This window comes from Mucilaginibacter roseus, assembly GCF_021215455.1.
GTDB lineage: Bacteria > Bacteroidota > Bacteroidia > Sphingobacteriales > Sphingobacteriaceae > Mucilaginibacter > Mucilaginibacter roseus.
The window spans coordinates 591,833-608,237 of record NZ_JAJPWV010000002.1 but is presented as its reverse complement, the minus strand read 5'-3'; the positions used below and the strand labels follow the sequence as shown (position 1 = coordinate 608,237).

Here is a 16,405-nt window from a genome sequence, read left to right as displayed (position 1 = left end):
AATTATAAACACTAATATGGGGCTTTGTAAATCAATCGCTTTGTAAAAAAGTAATGCATTTGTCGCAAAAGTTTTTTAGCACTATGGGCAGTTCTTTAGCTATATAAGGATGTGTGCCGCCGAATACATGATCACCACCGGTGATGACGTAAAGTTGCGAATTGGGCTGCGCAGCATGTAGTTCTTCCGCGTGCGACAGTGGTACGGTTGGGTCAGCATCGCCATGCGCAATTAACCAGGGTTGCGTGATCTCCGTAGCCCGAACAATAATATTCAGCCGCTCCGGATGCTTATCCAGGTCATCCAGCAGCGAAGCCTTTACCGGCATTTGCTGCCCGGTGCGGTAATTAGGGAAATGCATTACGCCCAGCAGTTTCCATTGCTTCTCGGCCTGGCGTGGCCACAGGTTACGAAAGGTAGCCACCGAAGCCATGGTGATCAGCTTTTTTATGCGCGAATCTTCAGCCGTTTGTATGATGCTGATGCCGCCGCCCATGCTATGGCCAATCAGGTAAACTTCCTCAGTACGTTTAAAGGAAGCGCCGCTGGCAGCAAAGTCGAGCACGTGTTTCAGGTCATCCAGTTCAATCGAAAAAGTGTTTTCGCTAAAGCTGGTAAGGTCGGCAAATTCGGTTGGCTCCTCAGCCGTAGTGCCGTTATGCGAAAAGTTGAATTTTAAAAAACGATAGCCATTTTGTGCGAAGTAACGCGCCACCAGGTCATGCGTGCCCCAATCCTTAAATCCCTTAAAACCATGCGCAAAAATAACAAGCGGTGCTTCCCGGTTATCAGTATCAACGGTAATATCAAGCGAGATGGGGCGGCCCTTAGCGCCGGGGGTAACAAAATGGTCCTGTACTATCATTTGCAATAAACGGTTGTATTATTGTAACGGTATGCAAGTGGTTTTGTTTATGCCGCAGGTTTATGGCCGGCTGATCCGCACCACCAGGCCCAGGCAATAAGCAACGGTTGCAATACAATTAAACGAACCCATGCCAATAGGGGCGTTACCGTTACGTTGCCCAATTGCATAGGTGCGCGTACAACCATATCAATATGTACAGGCAAAAAGGCAATCAGCATCAATATGATGCCGTAGGAGGCTAACTTTCTCGTTTGTCTGAATATCAACATCAAGGCAAAAAGCACTTCAAATATGCCTGCCAATAAATTTAAGGTGACTGGCATTGGCAGGTATTGCGGTATAATTTTTATGTATGATGCCGGGTGAATGAAGTGATTTATACCCGCGAGCAGATAGCCTAGGATCATGATTATTAGCGCTGCCTTTTTCATTTAGTAATTTTTTGTGATTGAGAATTAACCCGCTTACAAACATCAGCAGGCATAATAATAAATTAGCATAGGCAACCTTAGCCATAATTAACAGGTACTTACTAACAAGGATAAGTGATAAGCCGCAAATGCAAAATATTGTTTTGCCATGTTGTATGTGCGAACTGAAAAATGTTTATTTGCGACCCCGTAATCAAGAACTGTAGGTTATTTATACACATTCTAAATACGGCTGTTTGACAAAGTGTTGACATAAGGGGTATTTATTCCTGTTATTTTTGTTGGGTTAAATTTAAAACTGCTTTGAAGTATTTAAAGGTTATAGCTTTTACGCACAAACAGATCGAGCTGAAGGAGTTGGGGAAATTGGTGATATGCCAGGAGGATCTGACTGTGAAACTTCAAAGGGTTAAGGTTGAATTTGGCATTTCCGAATTATTTTACCTGGCTACCTGTAACCGTGTAGTATTTGTTATGGCTACCTCTCAGGAAGTTGACAGGCCTTTCGCCGAAAAATTCATCGGTTCGCTCGAGATGGGCTTATGCTCACACTATATGGGTACCTTTATGGATGCCGCCGTTATTTACGAGGGGCAGGATGCGTTGAACCACCTGTTACGCACCTCATGCTCATTAGAAAGCTTGGTGGTTGGCGAAAAGGAAATTTTAGCCCAGATACGCAAAGCTTATGAGCAGGGCAGAGAAGGTGGCCTTACCGGCGACTACCTGCGTATGGTAATGAATTGTGTGGTTAAAACCGCAAAGGAAGTTTACACCCATACCAATATCTCTAAAAATCCGATATCGGTAGTGTCATTGGCTTACCGCAAATTAAAGGATCTTAAACTTTGCTCAAACGCCCGCATTCTTATCATAGGCGCAGGCGAAACTAACCGCAATATCAGCAAGTATCTTCAAAAACATAAATTCAGCAACTTTACAGTATTTAACCGTACGGTAGCCAATGCAGAGCAATTAGCGGCCGATCTGGGCGGTGAAGCTTACGGGCTGGAAGAGCTGGCTAACTATAAAAACGGGTTTGACGCTATCATCACCTGTACCTCTGCAACACTGCCTATTATTACGCCGGAGCTTTATGCATCATTATTAAATGGCGATACCGGCCGTAAAACCATAGTTGACCTTGCCGTTCCGAATGATACCGCTGCCGAAGTACTGGAGCAGTTCCCGGTAAACTTTATCGAGGTGCATTCGCTTAACGAGGTGGCTAAACGTAACCTGCAGGAGCGCTATCAGGAACTGGTACATGCCGAAGCCATTATTGACGAGAACATTGGCGAATTTAACTTGCAGCTTAAGCAACGCCGTGTGGAAATTGCCATGCGCCAGGTGCCCGAAAAAATAAAGGAAATTCGCAGTACTGCCCTTAATACCGTTTTTGTTGACGAAGTGCAAAGCCTCGATCAGCAATCACGAGAGGTATTGGAAAAGGTGATCAGCTACATGGAAAAGAAATATATCAGCGTACCTATGGTAATGGCGAAGGATATATTGATCAACGAAAACTGATCGTTATCGTAAAACCCCGGTAAGGTTTCCATCCCGGTCAAAACACAAAATATACTTATTCAGCAATGCGGCCCCGCTGCTGTCAGTCACCGTAAAGTGGTGATCTAACTTATAGCCAACAAATTTAGGCTTCATCGTATTCATAATAGCAATTTGTTGTTGCCTGAACCCGGCCTGTTTTTTCTCATAATATCCGCTTTGCTTACGCGCCGTAAACAGCTTAAAATTCTCGCCCATTTCCTGAAAACGCAATGCCTCTATCTGCATAATGGAATCCTCAAGCCTGATATAAGCACTGTCATTACGATAGGAAAGTACGATACTATCTATACTGCTAAAGTTAACCGGCTTGTACCCCGGGGTGTCGGCCAGGTTTTTAGCTACCCACTTTTTAGCATTGCTGTTTATTGCCGCGGCCGTGTGCTCATCCACTTTTTTATTGGAGCAGGCGGCCGCAAATAACGTAATCAGCAATAAGCAAAAGTTTAAGCGCATGGCGCAATTTAGCTTTTTCAGTAAGTATTGAGGCTTAACATATTGTATTATTTACGATGTAAATATTTTATCTACATTGCAATATGGTAAGGTCAAGGCTTTTTTGGGCGGCTGCAATTATGCTTGCTTTAATTCCCGTTTTATGCATCGATATTTCAGAGCATTTGCTGGCCTGGAATAAGGATGTGCGTGAGGAGATGATCAACGTAGTACAAAATGTATACGATTTGAGCCGCGAACAAAAAGCGCACATTCTGGATAGCATTCTCGAACGCAACTATTTATTGAATATGCTGATCTATTTCAAAGGCTTTTTGGCGGTGGCATTATTAGTTGGCGGCATCTGGCTGCTTGTAAAGTATAAACGTGTAACCGGCAAAATAGCTAAGCCACTTGCGTTTACCATTGTGTTAATGGTTTTGTTTATCGGAGCGAAATACGTATGGGCGCTAACGCTCAGTCCTCAAAACAAGAATATAAAGTTTGTAGAAGTTGATAATGCGGAAGTTGATCTTAATAAAATTGTAACCGACAATTTTAAAGGGAAAGTAGTTTACGTTGATTTCTGGGGAACAACCTGTGGCCCGTGCCTGGCTGAGTTCCGTGATTTTACAAAGCCTTTAAAAAACAGGTACCGTCAATCAGGCAAGATAGGCTATCTCTATATCTCACAGGGGAATAAATACCTGTGGCGGAAGCAGGTAGATAAATATGATGTTGAAGGCATGCATGTTTTTGTAAGCAGCGAACAGTACGCTAAACTGTTTAAGGATGCGGTGCACGACAACTCGAGGCGGATACTGATGCCAACTTATGTAATTGTAAACGCTGCCGGTAAAATAGTTGAAACTGATGCCAAAAGGCCAAGCGACAACAAAGCGTTGTTTGCCCAGTTAGATAAATATGCGCGGTAGTTGTAGCTATTGCTTTCACTTGCAGGCTTTTCAGTCACTTCAATTTCATATCGTTAATAATTAAGTAAATCAAAGCCTTAAAAAACTAAATTTGTGGTCGCTAATACAAATATCTTTTGGATAGGACACTCATTATAGGAACCCGCGGAAGCGAACTCGCGCTATGGCAAGCCAACTTTGTTAAGGATAGTTTGGCGGCAATTAACATTAAGGCCGAATTAAAGATCATCAAAACACAGGGCGACAGAATACTGAACCTGAGTTTTGATAAGCTGGAAGGTAAAGGTTTTTTTACCAAGGAACTGGAAGAGGAATTGCTTGCCGGTACTATTGACCTGGCTGTGCACTCACACAAGGATTTGCCTACCGAAAATCCTCCTGGCTTGATCATCGCGGCCGTATCTGAACGAGAGGACCCTGCCGAGTTATTACTTATCCTGAAAGATTGCGTGGATGTACGCCAAAAGCTGTCGGTTAAGTACGGCGCTATTGTGGGTACCTCATCCAACAGGCGCAAGGCGCAACTACTGGCCGTTCGCCCGGATCTGGAAATTGAGGATCTGCGTGGCAATGTGCCAACACGTATTGGCAAGCTGCGTGATGAGGACTACGATGCCATTATGCTGGCCAAAGCCGGTGTTGCCCGTTTAGGTTTAGACCTGAGCGAGTTCCATGTAGAGGAATTAACGCCTACCGAACTGATACCCGCGCCTGCGCAAGGTGCGCTGGCTATCCAGATCAGGGAGAACGACCCGGAATTATTTAATGCCTTACAGGCACTGCACCATGCAGATGTTGCCGAAGAGTTAGCAGTAGAGCGCAAGGTACTTAAGCTATTTGGCGGTGGCTGCCACCTGCCATTAGGCTGCTATTGCCGTAAGGATGATGGCAAATTTCAGGTCTTTACCTCGAAGGCTGATACCGGCGAGGGCTTCCCCGACCGTTTATTTGTAGAAGCTGATACCACCGAAGGCCTGGCCGAAAAAATTGTGGCCCGTTTTGATGCAGGGCGTAAACATCCGGCTAAAGTGTTCATCTCGCGAGAGGTGAGCGAGAACAGTTATTTCCGCAAAGCATTATCAAAAAATAATATAGAGATCGAGGCCCGTTCGCTGATACGTACTGTAGCGGTGATCACCAAGCTCGATCCATTCATCCTGCGTAATACCGACTGGGTATTTTTTACCAGTAAGAACGCGGTTGAATATTTCTTTAAGCTCGACCCGCAGTTACCTAAAAAGGTAAAGTTTGGGGTAATGGGTTCAGGGTCTGAGGATGCGCTGCGCCGCCATGGCTACTTTGCCGAATTTACCGGCGAAGGCACCGACACTGCTGATGTTGCCGCGGAGTTTGCCGCATTAGCTAACGGTACTACCGTAACTTTTCCGGGTGCTGCAAGTCCGATGCGCAGCATTCACCAGGGTTTATCGGCCGATACTAAGATCATCGACCTGCCGGTTTACGAAACCGTGCTGGAAGAAGATGTGGAAGCGAGCTCGGCAGACGTAATGATATTTACAAGCCCGTCAAACGTTGATGCTTACTTTGTTGATAACCTGCTCGATCCGCATCAAAAGGTGATCGCCATAGGAAAATCAACCGGAAAGAAATTTGACGAAATGGGTGTACGCTACACGCTGCCTTTCTCGCCCGACGAGGTAGGATTAGCGGAAGCGGTGTTTGGGATATAGTCCACAGTCCATGGTCCATAGTCGATAGACCATAGATATTTTATTAAAAAAAGAAAACCATGGACCATCGACTATGGACCATGGACTGAGTTACATGTTACAACGACCAAGAAGAAACAGGAAAAGCGAGGCGATACGCCAGATGGTACAGGAAACACATGTGAGTGCGGCAAACCTTATTTTTCCGTTATTTATTGTTGAGGGGGAGAATCAGAAAACTGAGGTGGCTTCGATGCCTGGCATTTACAGGTATTCAATTGATAACTTACTGCGCGAGGTAGAGAGCTGCATGAAACTTGGTTTAACGTCGTTTGATCTGTTCCCGAATATTGAGGAAGCTTTAAAAGATAAATACGCTACTGAAAGCCACCGCGAGGGTAGTTTATACCTGCGCGCTATCAGCCAGGTGAAAAAGGAGTTTCCGGAAGCTTGCGTAATTACCGATGTGGCTATGGACCCTTACAGCAGCGATGGCCATGATGGAATTGTGGAGAATGGCGAGATACTGAACGATGAAACGCTGGAGGTATTAGGCAAAATGGCCCTTGCCCACGCACAAAGCGGTGCCGATATTATTGCCCCGTCGGATATGATGGACGGTCGTGTTGGTTACATACGCCGGGTGCTGGACGAGAACGGCTTTAAGCACGTAAGCATCATGTCGTACTCAGCTAAATACGCCAGTGCGTTTTATGGTCCGTTCAGGGATGCCCTGAACTCCGCGCCAAAGTTTGGTGATAAAAAAGGCTACCAGATGAACCCGGCTAATCAGCGCGAAGCATTGATTGAGGCGCGTTTAGATGAAGCTGAAGGCGCCGACTTCCTGATGGTTAAACCGGCATTGCCATACCTTGATGTGATCAAGTTATTAAAAGATAACACGGAGTTGCCCATAGCGGCCTACAACGTAAGCGGCGAATACGCCATGGTTAAAGCTGCTATACAAAACGGCTGGCTTAACGAACAGCGCGCCATTACCGAGGTACTGCTAAGCATCCGCCGCGCTGGTGCCACCGCTATTTTAACCTATCACGCTAAAGAAGTGCTGGAGAATAAGTGGCTGTAATGTTTTGATGTGCGGATGTGTAAATATGCAGATGTGTGGATAAAATAGAAATGGCCTGTCACCCTGAGCTTGTCGAAGGGTGCGTGCGAGGGGAAATAACAAAGCGGAGAGTGCTTCGACAAGCTCAGCATGACAGTCGTAAGTCACCCTGAGCTTGTCGAAGGGTGTGTGTGAGGGGAATAAATAAAGCGGCAAATGCTTCGACAAGCTCAGCATGACAAAGGACTAAAAGCCATGTCATTGAGAGGTACGAAGCAATCTCCGCAAACCCACCCAACCCTCCCAAAGGGAGGGCTATAATAAATAATAAATAAAGTCCTCCCCTTGGGGGAGGGTTTAGGAGGGGTTCGCAATAATAACACAAACAAACAAAAGCTTTAAGCCTTATGCTTTCAGCTTTAAGCATATAAACTATGTTCGATTCAATAAAGAAGATATTTTCAGACGACGAGGGAAAACCGGTGAGCACTACTGCTAAGCCGGATATAAGCAGGGAAAAGTCTGCCGAATTGTATGAGAAGGCCAAGACCTACTTTCCGGGCGGGGTAAACTCGCCGGTAAGGGCATTTAAATCGGTTTATGGTACGCCGCTTTTTATACAAAAAGGTGATGGCTGCCATGTGTGGGATGCCGACGGTAATCAATTCATTGATTTTTGCTGCTCATGGGGACCGCTGATCCTGGGCCATAACAACGCCAAGGTGCGTGAAAAGGTTGTTGAAACCATCCAAAATGGTATGTCATTCGGTGCGCCTACAGCTTTGGAGAATGAGCTGGCCGAACTTATCCTGAAGAATAACAAATACATTGAAAAGATCCGTTTTGTAAGCTCGGGTACTGAGGCGGTTATGTCGGCCATCAGGCTGGCACGGGGTTATACCAAACGCGATAAGATATTGAAATTTGAAGGCTGCTATCACGGCCACTCAGATTCGCTGTTGGTTAAGGCAGGCTCGGGCCTGGTAACCTTTGGCGAAACATCATCGGCAGGTGTGCCCAAATCATTTGCTGATGAAACCATCGTGGTATCATTAAATGATAAGGAAGCGCTGCAAAAGGCCTTTAAAGAATTTAAGGATCAGATAGCCGCTGTTATTATTGAGCCTATCCCGGCCAACAACGGTTTGCTGTTGCAACACAAGGAGTATCTTCAGTTTTTACGTGAAATATGTACCGCCAACGGTACCATGCTGATATTTGACGAGGTGATCTCCGGTTTCCGTGTAGGCTTTGAGGGCGCTGCCGGTTACTATCAAATTCAACCGGACATCATTACCTATGGTAAAATTATTGGTGGTGGTATGCCGGTAGGCGCTTATGGCGCATCGGCACAAATTATGGATCATATATCACCGGTAGGCAGCGTTTACCAGGCAGGTACGCTATCGGGCAATCCGGTAGCTATGGGCGCGGGCATCGCACAAATTACCGAGCTGCTGCGCATGGGCTTTTACCGCGATTTGAACAACAAGGCGCAGGAATTTGCCGAGGCGATACAACGCTTTGCTACCGCGCGTAATTATAAACTAAAGGTGTTCAGCATTGGGTCTATATTCTGGTTCGCGTTTACGGATAAGGACATTCGTACTGCCGAAGACATTGACCCGCAAAGCATGGAGAAATTCAAAAAAATGCACCGGGAGCTGTTGAACAGGGGCGTTTATTTTGGTCCGTCGGGCTACGAGGTAGGTTTTATTTCATCGGCCCACACAAAAACTGACCTTGAAAAAGCTAAACGTGCTATATTTGATAGTCTGGATGTCGTGTTCAGGTCTAATAATTAATAAATTAGCAGTACCAATTGTATACAAACGCATATAAGAATTGTAGAAGATGAAAAGGTCATTAGTCATATTTTACGCGATAATAACTTACGCGGTAGCTGAACTGATCTGGTGGGGATATATGCTGGTTAAGCTGCAGCCAGAGCGCAGCGGCATGATCATGGGTGAGGGTTGTATGTTTGTGGGCGTGTTCTTTTTAGGCGCGTTCTACCTGCATAAATCCATGAACCGTGAGCGCAAGTTGCAGGAGCAGAAAAAGAACTTTTTGCTATCGGTAACGCACGAGCTGAAATCGCCGTTAGCCTCCATCAAGTTATTGCTGCAAACCATACAAAAGCGCGACCTTACAAAGGCGCAGGTGCTTGATTTTATTGATAAATCATTAAACGACATCGAGCGTTTGGATGATATGGTGGAGAATATGCTGCTGGCCTCAAAAATTGAGAACAGCTCGTACACCTTCCCCAAGGCGAGCTTCAACCTGTCAAACCTGGTTGATAATATTGTTAACCGTTTACAGATCAGCAAATGCGATTGTAATCAGCAGATCATCAATGCCGAGATAGAGCCTAAAATTGAAATAACCGGCGACAAGTTTGCCCTTACATCGGTAGTTACCAACCTGATTGAGAATGCCGTAAAGTATTCAAGCCCATGCCAGTCGGTAGATGTAAAATTATACAGAAACGACGGACAAATATTTTTTGAGGTGGCGGACAACGGCATTGGTATAGCCGATACCGAAAAGGCCCGTATATTTGACCGTTTTTACCGCGTTGGCAGTGAAGAAACCCGCAACACAAAAGGCACAGGTTTGGGGTTATATATTGTTAAGCAGGTGCTTGATAAGCATCAGGCCAGCATAAAGGTAAAAGACAACAATCCAACAGGCAGTATATTTGAAGTTACTTTTGGATTAACCTAAAACACATAACATGCAACACAAAAAACGTATATTATTAGCAGAGGACGAAGAACACCTGCTCGAAGCCATAAAACTTAACCTTGAGCTTGAAGGTTACAAGGTATCAACCGCTAAAAACGGTAAAAAAGCGCTGCAACTGTTTAAAGAGGAGCGCTTTAACCTGATTATACTGGACGTAATGATGCCCGAGATTGACGGCTTTGTGGTTGCCGAAACCATCAGGCTGGAGAACAGCGAGGTGCCAATCATGTTCCTGACCGCTAAGAACACCAATGAAGATAAAATATCAGGCCTAAAAAAAGGCGCTGATGATTACCTGACCAAGCCTTTTAACCTGGAAGAGCTGATACTGCGCGTTAACAACCTGGTGAAACGCAGCCTGAAAGGTGAGGATCTGAAAGAGTTTAACAGCTACAAAATTGGCGAGAAAATTATCCACTTTAATTCGTTCGAACTGGTTAACGAAGATGGCTCAATCACCGCCCTTACTAAAAAAGAAACCATGCTGCTGAAATTGTTGATTGAGCGCCGCAATGAGGCTGTATCGCGTGAGCAGATATTGGAGACCGTATGGAATTACGACGTATACCCGTCAACCCGTACAATTGATAACTTTATACTGACCTTCCGTAAATATTTTGAGCCTGATCCCAAAAATCCGGTTTATTTCCACTCTATCCGTGGGGTAGGTTATAAGTTTACCGAGGATCATCACTAATGTTCACTAACAAAGCGCGTATAATGGTTACGCTTTTGTTTTTGGCTTTGGCCGCTGTGTTTGCGTATTATGAAACCTACCAGCTTACTGCGGTTGCGGTAATGTTTGCCGGCTTAGTTGTTTGGGGATATTTTAAAGAGGGTACGGTGATTTTAGCCGCAAAACAATTTCATCATAAGGAATTTGATAAGGCTGAAAAGTTGTTGTTGCAAATACGTAACCCCGATTACCTGAGCAAAAAAAGGCGTGGATTCTACGAATTCATATTCGGTAGCATCAGCCTGCAAAAGCGCGATTATGAAGAGGCCGAAAAGCATTTTGAAATAGCCGCCCAATACCCGCTGCGTACGGTTAATGATCATGTAGCTGCCTTAACGCATGTGGCTACCATAAGCTACCGTAACGGTAACTATGAAAAGGCCACCGCTTTTTTAGGCCTGGCCGAAAAGCATCGTGACAACATTACCGCCAAAATGCGCGAAGTGCTGAATACATTAAAACAAGAGTTAAACAATAAAAAGAGATAATACCCATCATTATCATAAGATAAGTAAATCCCCTCGTCTTGGAGAGGATTTAGGAGGGGTTAAAAGGTATGAAAGATTCGTTATTTATAAAGGCAGCTTTTTCTGAAAAAACAGAACGCCCACCTGTGTGGATGATGCGCCAGGCCGGCCGTTTTATGAAAGAGTATTGGGACATTAAGAACAAGTACTCGTTTTTAGAAATGTGCAAAACGCCTGAGATTGCCGCTGATGTTACCATGTTGCCGGTTGATCTGCTGGGTATTGATGCTGCTATCCTGTTCTCAGACATACTGGTTACCGGCGAGGCCATGGGCGGCAATTTGAGCTTTACCCAGGGTGTAGGGCCAAAGTTTGCCAACCCGGTACGTACCGCTGCTGATATTGATGCGTTGGAAACCGACGTAAACCACCGCCTGCAATACGTTGCTGATGCCATTAAAGTGATTCAGCAGCGTTTGGATGGCAAAATTCCGCTGATCGGTTTTGCCGGTGCGCCGTTTACCGTAATGAGTTATTTGGTTGAGGGTGGCTCGTCAAAGGATTTTAAGCTGACCAAGCTTTTGCTGCATAATGAACCCGAGCTGGCGCACCGCCTGCTTTCAAAAATAGCAACCGTAACTGCCGATTATCTTAACTTACAAATTGCTGCCGGTGTAAATGCTGTACAGATATTTGATAGCTGGGCGCTGGCTTTATCGTGGGATGATTACGCCGAGTTCTCTCACCGTTACATCACCGAGATCATTAGTAAACTAAACCGTAAGGATATTCCGGTAATATCGTTCTGCAAAGGCAGTTCAGTTTTCGCGCCGCTGATGGCTGAAGCCAAGCCTGATGTGGTATCTATCGACTGGAATGTTGATTTGAAGGACATTAAACAACGTTTACCGCAAGGCATCGCCGTACAAGGTAACCTTGACCCGCATATTTTGTATGCTGATAAAAAGGTGATCAAAGAGCGCATTCACCGCCTGTTTGAGCGCATGCGTGGTGAAGATGGCTTTATATTTAACCTCGGCCACGGCATTATGCCCGATATTCCGTTTGATAACGTGAAGTACGCGGTTGAGGTGATCAAGGAGTTTAGATATTAAGCCCCCTAACCCCCTAAAGGGGGAATGGATGTTTTGATGTGCAGATAGAGGGCTTTACCACCCTGAGCCTGTCGAGGGCGAGCGGAAGGCACTAGCAAAGCGGCGAATGCTTCGACAAGCTTAGCATGACAGGAATACTAAATAACGTCACTTCGAGGTACGAAGCAATTCCTCGGGCGATTTTCTTGGAGAATTGTCCTGAAAAGATTGCTTCGTACCTCGCAATGACGTTTGTGATGAAATAATAAAGTACTGAAAAATAAAAGCAAAACCTCTCATAACCCAATCCTCCGGCCTCTTAATTTTCGGGTAGCAGGTTGTAGCACTATCTCTAATAGAAAATTAAAAAGCCGGCGAGTTATTCGTAGTTGTTTGTTTTTTTTATTTGTACTCATGAGATCGCTAAAGCTAAGTTTTGTTTCTTTTGATCGCTCAAAAGAAATTTAGGACAGGTAATAAATATGTTTAACTGGGGAAAGGCCACATGTACGAATATATAAAAGCCATACACATCATATTTGTAGTCTGCTGGATGGCGGGGCTGTTTTACATTGTGCGCCTGTTTATCTACCATACCGAGGCACAGCAAAAGCCCGAGCCGGATCGTCGCGTTCTGTCTGAGCAGTTCGAGATCATGGAACGAAAGCTATGGTATATTATTGCCGTGCCATCTATGGTACTTACCCTGCTGGCTGGTATCAGTATGCTGATATTGGCTCCCGCCTGGCTGCAGCAGGGCTGGATGCACATTAAACTCACCTTTGTTGTAGGATTGATCATTTACCACCACATCTGCCAAAGCAAAATAAAGCAGATGCGCAAAGGCATCTTTAAATGGACATCTACCCAGTTACGCCTCTGGAACGAGCTGGCCACAATATTCCTGTTCGCCATCGTTTTCCTGGTAGTGCTTAAAAGTTCATTAAATTGGATATTCGGGGTTATCGGCATCATCGTTTTTGCGCTAATCCTCATGTCAGCTGTGAAGATCTATAAGTATCTTCGCGAAAAAAAATAATATCTCTATTTTTTTCTTACCCCTTGCAACCATTCTGCCCAAACATTCATCTTACCTTTAAATGATGCTTTTGGAGCCAACCTTTACAATTGATGATGTTATACAGCGATGCCAAACGGGCGACCGTAAAGCGTGCGAAGTGCTGTATAAACAGTATGCTTCAAAAATGCTGGCGGTTTGTATGCGCTACGCGGTTGACAGGATGGAAGCCGAGGATATGCTGCAGAACGGCTTTATTAAGGTGTTTAAAAACCTGGTGAACTACCGCGGCGAAGGATCATTTGAGGGTTGGATACGCCGCATTATGGTGCACAGCTCAATCGAGTACTACCGCAAGCATCATAAAATGATGCAGGTGGTTGATATCATTGAGCATGGGCATGAACAATCAGTTAACCCGGTGGCGGTGGCTAATCTGGATGTTAAAGACCTGATGGGCATGATACAGCAGTTAGCGCCGGGTTACCGCATGGTGTTCAACTTGTATGCTATTGAGGGTTATACGCACAAGGAGATAGCCGAAATTGTAGGCATTACCGAGGGGGCATCAAAGTCGCAGCTATCAAGGGCGCGCGCTATTTTAAAGGAATTAATTGCTAAAAGCGATGGAAAAAGGTATGAATATGCAGGATAAAGAATTGGACGACTTATTCCGGGACAAGTTGAACGGTTTGGATATAGCGCCTTCCGCTCATGTTTGGGGCAACATAGCAGCCGGGCTCGACGGTAAAAAGAAGAAACCGCTTCGGGCTTACATCAGCGCCGCGGCCGCAGTAGTAGTAATTGTTACTGCAGGTATATTGTTGATGCAGCGTGATGTGAAACCGGAAGGAAATACGCAAAGTATTACAAAAGTACAGCCTGCAAAAAAGATAGTTGATAATACCGAACAAGCAGAAGAGCTTGCTCCGGTTCAGAATACTGAAAAGGCTGATGTGGTAACGCAACCGCAGGCAAAAGGCGCAGATAAAGGAAGTCCTGAAAACGAAAAACCTGCGCCTGTAAAGCTAGCCAAAACCCGGGCAACGCCTTTAAAACCGATAGCCGGTATCAAGGCCAGGCCGATCATGATAGCGGCTGTTACCAATCAGCAGGAGATAATAACAGAGCCGGTGTTGCCCGATGCAGATGTGAAGCTTAGCGAACAAACAATTTTACCTGAGCCCGAACCATTTAAAACCAAGCCTGTTGTAATTGCTTCGGCAGGGCTGCCTCAAACGCTGAAAACGTTTGCTGATGAGCCGGTAAAAAAGAAACGCAGGGGCTTTGGCGGTTTGCTTAATGCCATCGTATCAAAAATTGATAAACGTAAGGATAAGATAATTGAATTTGAAGACAACGGTGACGGGCAAAGGCTTACCGGCATTAACCTCGGCATTATAAAAATTGAAACAGAAGAAGAATAGATCAACCTAAAATAACTATAAATAATATATGAAACGCCTGATTTTTACCCTGATAACTGCCGGTTTTACCACGGCCCTGTTCGCCCAAAATAATGCCGACAGCGTGTTCACCACCACAACTACCATAACCACAACTACTACCGCTAAGGGTACCGTTACTGATACTGTTATACGCAAAAAGCGTAAGCTGAAATTCAGTTTTAGTACCGAAAACCGCGATACGGTTTATAAAGAAGCATCCAAACATCCGGGATGGTCGTTCACGCCAACGTTTTCACGGGTGGACATTGGCTTTGCCACGCTGATTGATAACGGCAGCTTCACCCTGTCGCCGGAGAATGAGTTCCTTCGCTATCGCTCATGGAAGAGCAGCAACTTTGGTTTCGACCTGCTGGAGTTGGGCTACCGTTTTAACAGTTCATTCAAAATATACGCATCTGCCGGGTTCGACTGGACCCGCTTTCGCCTGCGTGAGAACGTTACGCCGTTGCGTTTCCAGGATCAGCTTACTTATAGCGTAGATGACATTGATTACGATAAGAATGTATTTTCATCAACCTACCTGCGCATTCCGTTAACATTTTACTGGAGAAGCAAGAACGATAACGCCGGTCACCGTTTCCACATAGCAGCCGGCCCTATAATGGGTATATTGATTGATGGCCACGTACGCCAAAAAAGCCTGGAGAATGGCGATCAGCACTTCCGTGCAGGCTTTAACCTGGCTAAGGTAAGGTATGGTGGCTTTTTACGTGCAGGCTACGGCGGCATAGGTTTCTTTGCCAAATATTATGCTAATGATATGTTTGAGGATAGTCCGGCGCAAAAAGGGTTGAAGAACTTCTCATTCGGTGCTACTGTTGGATTTTAAACTGAATACAGATTATACTCATGAGGCTGCCCACAGGCGGCCTTTTGTTTTATGTATATTTGCCGGTGATGACTGATAATTCATTTTTGCAGGCGGCAAATGTAAGCATGCGTTACCCCGGCGTACATGCCGCGGGTGTAAACAATGTCGACTTGCATATAAAACCTCATGCCATTACGGCTATAGTAGGCGCGAGCGGCAGCGGTAAAACAACTTTGCTAAGATTGCTTTACGGCTTAATGTCGCCTGATTCAGGGTTGATCACTTTTAAGCGCGAACGCATCTGGGGACCGGAAGAAAAGCTGATACCAGGGCACGACAGTATGAAAATGGTGACCCAGCATACCGATGACCTCAACCTGTTTGCCAAGGTGGCCGATAATGTTTCTATCCTGCTGCCAAGCACTAACCTAAAAGCCAAAAAGGAAAAGACCGAGACGGTACTCCAACAGCTCAATATGCTGCACCTGGCCGGTAAACGCATAGCCGACCTGAGCGGAGGCGAAAAGCAGCGGGTAGCTATAGCCCGCGCGCTGGTAACCCAACCCGAAGTATTGTTTTTGGATGAACCCTTTAACCAGGTAGACACATCATTTCGCGACGGTTTGCAGCGAGACATCAGGCAGATAGTTAAAGATACCGGAATCACGGTAGTAATGGTATCGCATGACCCGGCTGAAGTGCTGTCTATGGCCGATGTATTGGTGGTGATGAAGGATGGCGAGATCATTGAGCAAGGCTCGCCGCAGGAGTTATACCAAAATCCGGGTAGCCTTTATACCGCAAAACTGTTAGGTAACTGTAATGTACTTACCGCTGAGAAAGCAAAGCTGCTCCATATATCCGCACAAAAGGAAACTGTAGTTATTTACCCCGATGAATTGACGCTGACCAACAGTTGGAGCCATCGCGACTGGACAGTTAAGGAGATCCTCTTTAAAGGTTTTTATGAAGAGCTGTTGCTCGAACGTGATGGTGTAGTGATCCACACCTATAACATTAAAAAAGGAAGCCACCATGTGGGTGAAAAACTGCATGTAAAAGCAAACAGGTGGCTTGAATATTAA

Annotated in this window: 17 protein-coding genes; 14 read left to right on the top strand and 3 right to left on the bottom strand. The window is 45.3% G+C overall.

All coding sequences use genetic code 11. The features are described 5' to 3' along the window. Positions 1 to 31: 31 nt before the first annotated feature. On the bottom strand, positions 32 to 865 hold the full coding sequence (locus tag LT679_RS07545; RefSeq protein ID WP_232176850.1) for an alpha/beta hydrolase family protein: 834 nt from the start codon (positions 863 to 865) through the stop codon (positions 32 to 34). 47 nt (positions 866 to 912) lie between these two features. Then, positions 913 to 1,299, bottom strand: a complete 387-nt coding sequence (locus tag LT679_RS07540) for a DoxX family protein (protein WP_232176849.1) — start codon at positions 1,297 to 1,299, stop codon at positions 913 to 915. Between the two features lie 303 nt (positions 1,300 to 1,602). Here LT679_RS07540 and hemA point away from each other — a divergent pair, with 303 nt between their 5' ends. Next, positions 1,603 to 2,829, top strand: a complete 1,227-nt coding sequence (gene hemA / locus LT679_RS07535; protein ID WP_232176848.1) for a glutamyl-tRNA reductase — start codon at positions 1,603 to 1,605, stop codon at positions 2,827 to 2,829. 3 nt (positions 2,830 to 2,832) lie between these two features. Here the strand turns inward: hemA and LT679_RS07530 are convergent, their stop codons facing one another. Then, positions 2,833 to 3,303, bottom strand: coding sequence for a hypothetical protein (locus tag LT679_RS07530; RefSeq protein WP_232176847.1), 471 nt, complete (start codon positions 3,301 to 3,303; stop codon positions 2,833 to 2,835). Between the two features lie 140 nt (positions 3,304 to 3,443). On the opposite strand from LT679_RS07530, the gene LT679_RS07525 reads away from it, so the two are divergent. The 13 genes from LT679_RS07525 (at position 3,444) to LT679_RS07465 (ending at position 16,405) form a co-directional block, all read left to right on the top strand. Continuing rightward, positions 3,444 to 4,238: a TlpA family protein disulfide reductase gene (locus tag LT679_RS07525; protein WP_232176846.1), complete on the top strand. Its 795-nt coding sequence runs from the start codon at positions 3,444 to 3,446 to the stop codon at positions 4,236 to 4,238. Between the two features lie 116 nt (positions 4,239 to 4,354). Next, positions 4,355 to 5,929 carry a hydroxymethylbilane synthase gene (gene hemC, locus LT679_RS07520; protein WP_232176845.1) on the top strand — a complete coding sequence of 525 codons (1,575 nt, stop codon included), beginning with the start codon at positions 4,355 to 4,357 and terminating at the stop codon, positions 5,927 to 5,929. A gap of 94 nt (positions 5,930 to 6,023) precedes the next feature. Beyond that, positions 6,024 to 6,995 (top strand): porphobilinogen synthase, encoded by a 972-nt coding sequence (hemB, locus tag LT679_RS07515; protein ID WP_232176844.1) that lies wholly within the window; start codon positions 6,024 to 6,026, stop codon positions 6,993 to 6,995. Between the two features lie 413 nt (positions 6,996 to 7,408). After that, positions 7,409 to 8,779, top strand: coding sequence for a glutamate-1-semialdehyde 2,1-aminomutase (gene hemL / locus LT679_RS07510; RefSeq protein ID WP_232176843.1), 1,371 nt, complete (start codon positions 7,409 to 7,411; stop codon positions 8,777 to 8,779). Between the two features lie 49 nt (positions 8,780 to 8,828). Continuing rightward, entirely contained in the window at positions 8,829 to 9,704 is an 876-nt protein-coding gene (locus tag LT679_RS07505) for a sensor histidine kinase (protein WP_232176842.1), read from the top strand. A 10-nt stretch (positions 9,705 to 9,714) separates the two neighbouring features. Continuing rightward, entirely contained in the window at positions 9,715 to 10,422 is a 708-nt protein-coding gene (locus tag LT679_RS07500) for a response regulator transcription factor (RefSeq protein ID WP_232176841.1), read from the top strand. Beyond that, a complete protein-coding gene (locus LT679_RS07495) occupies positions 10,422 to 10,949 on the top strand; it encodes a tetratricopeptide repeat protein (RefSeq protein WP_232176840.1) in 528 nt (175 codons plus the stop codon). Before LT679_RS07500 ends, LT679_RS07495 begins: the two co-directional genes overlap by 1 nt. Positions 10,950 to 11,017: 68 nt before the next feature. Next, the gene (gene hemE / locus LT679_RS07490; protein ID WP_232176839.1) at positions 11,018 to 12,043 is read left to right on the top strand and encodes a uroporphyrinogen decarboxylase; all 1,026 of its coding nucleotides are present in this window, start codon (positions 11,018 to 11,020) and stop codon (positions 12,041 to 12,043) included. 484 nt (positions 12,044 to 12,527) lie between these two features. After that, positions 12,528 to 13,061, top strand: coding sequence for a protoporphyrinogen oxidase HemJ (hemJ, locus tag LT679_RS07485; RefSeq protein WP_232176838.1), 534 nt, complete (start codon positions 12,528 to 12,530; stop codon positions 13,059 to 13,061). 64 nt (positions 13,062 to 13,125) lie between these two features. Further along, entirely contained in the window at positions 13,126 to 13,695 is a 570-nt protein-coding gene (locus tag LT679_RS07480) for an RNA polymerase sigma factor (RefSeq protein ID WP_232177163.1), read from the top strand. Next, on the top strand, positions 13,667 to 14,467 hold the full coding sequence (locus LT679_RS07475) for a hypothetical protein (RefSeq protein ID WP_232176837.1): 801 nt from the start codon (positions 13,667 to 13,669) through the stop codon (positions 14,465 to 14,467). The genes LT679_RS07480 and LT679_RS07475 overlap by 29 nt, the downstream gene beginning before the upstream one ends. A 28-nt stretch (positions 14,468 to 14,495) precedes the next feature. Continuing rightward, positions 14,496 to 15,338 carry an outer membrane beta-barrel protein gene (locus LT679_RS07470; RefSeq protein WP_232176836.1) on the top strand — a complete coding sequence of 281 codons (843 nt, stop codon included), beginning with the start codon at positions 14,496 to 14,498 and terminating at the stop codon, positions 15,336 to 15,338. Positions 15,339 to 15,358: 20 nt separating this feature from the next. Continuing rightward, a complete protein-coding gene (locus tag LT679_RS07465; RefSeq protein WP_232176835.1) occupies positions 15,359 to 16,405 on the top strand; it encodes an ABC transporter ATP-binding protein in 1,047 nt (348 codons plus the stop codon).

Excerpts from the sequence above, each read along its gene's own strand:
- LT679_RS07545 (WP_232176850.1), bottom strand. The coding sequence starts at position 865 with ATGATAGTACAGGACCATTTTGTTACCCCCGGCGCTAAGGGCCGCCCC.
- LT679_RS07540 (WP_232176849.1), bottom strand. The coding sequence starts at position 1,299 with ATGAAAAAGGCAGCGCTAATAATCATGATCCTAGGCTATCTGCTCGCG.
- LT679_RS07525 (WP_232176846.1), top strand. The coding sequence starts at position 3,444 with ATGCTTGCTTTAATTCCCGTTTTATGCATCGATATTTCAGAGCATTTG.
- hemB (WP_232176844.1), top strand. The coding sequence starts at position 6,024 with ATGTTACAACGACCAAGAAGAAACAGGAAAAGCGAGGCGATACGCCAG.
- hemL (WP_232176843.1), top strand. The coding sequence starts at position 7,409 with ATGTTCGATTCAATAAAGAAGATATTTTCAGACGACGAGGGAAAACCG.
- LT679_RS07505 (WP_232176842.1), top strand. The coding sequence starts at position 8,829 with ATGAAAAGGTCATTAGTCATATTTTACGCGATAATAACTTACGCGGTA.
- LT679_RS07500 (WP_232176841.1), top strand. The coding sequence starts at position 9,715 with ATGCAACACAAAAAACGTATATTATTAGCAGAGGACGAAGAACACCTG.
- LT679_RS07495 (WP_232176840.1), top strand. The coding sequence starts at position 10,422 with ATGTTCACTAACAAAGCGCGTATAATGGTTACGCTTTTGTTTTTGGCT.
- hemE (WP_232176839.1), top strand. The coding sequence starts at position 11,018 with ATGAAAGATTCGTTATTTATAAAGGCAGCTTTTTCTGAAAAAACAGAA.
- hemJ (WP_232176838.1), top strand. The coding sequence starts at position 12,528 with ATGTACGAATATATAAAAGCCATACACATCATATTTGTAGTCTGCTGG.
- LT679_RS07480 (WP_232177163.1), top strand. The coding sequence starts at position 13,126 with ATGCTTTTGGAGCCAACCTTTACAATTGATGATGTTATACAGCGATGC.
- LT679_RS07475 (WP_232176837.1), top strand. The coding sequence starts at position 13,667 with ATGGAAAAAGGTATGAATATGCAGGATAAAGAATTGGACGACTTATTC.
- LT679_RS07470 (WP_232176836.1), top strand. The coding sequence starts at position 14,496 with ATGAAACGCCTGATTTTTACCCTGATAACTGCCGGTTTTACCACGGCC.
- LT679_RS07465 (WP_232176835.1), top strand. The coding sequence starts at position 15,359 with ATGAGGCTGCCCACAGGCGGCCTTTTGTTTTATGTATATTTGCCGGTG.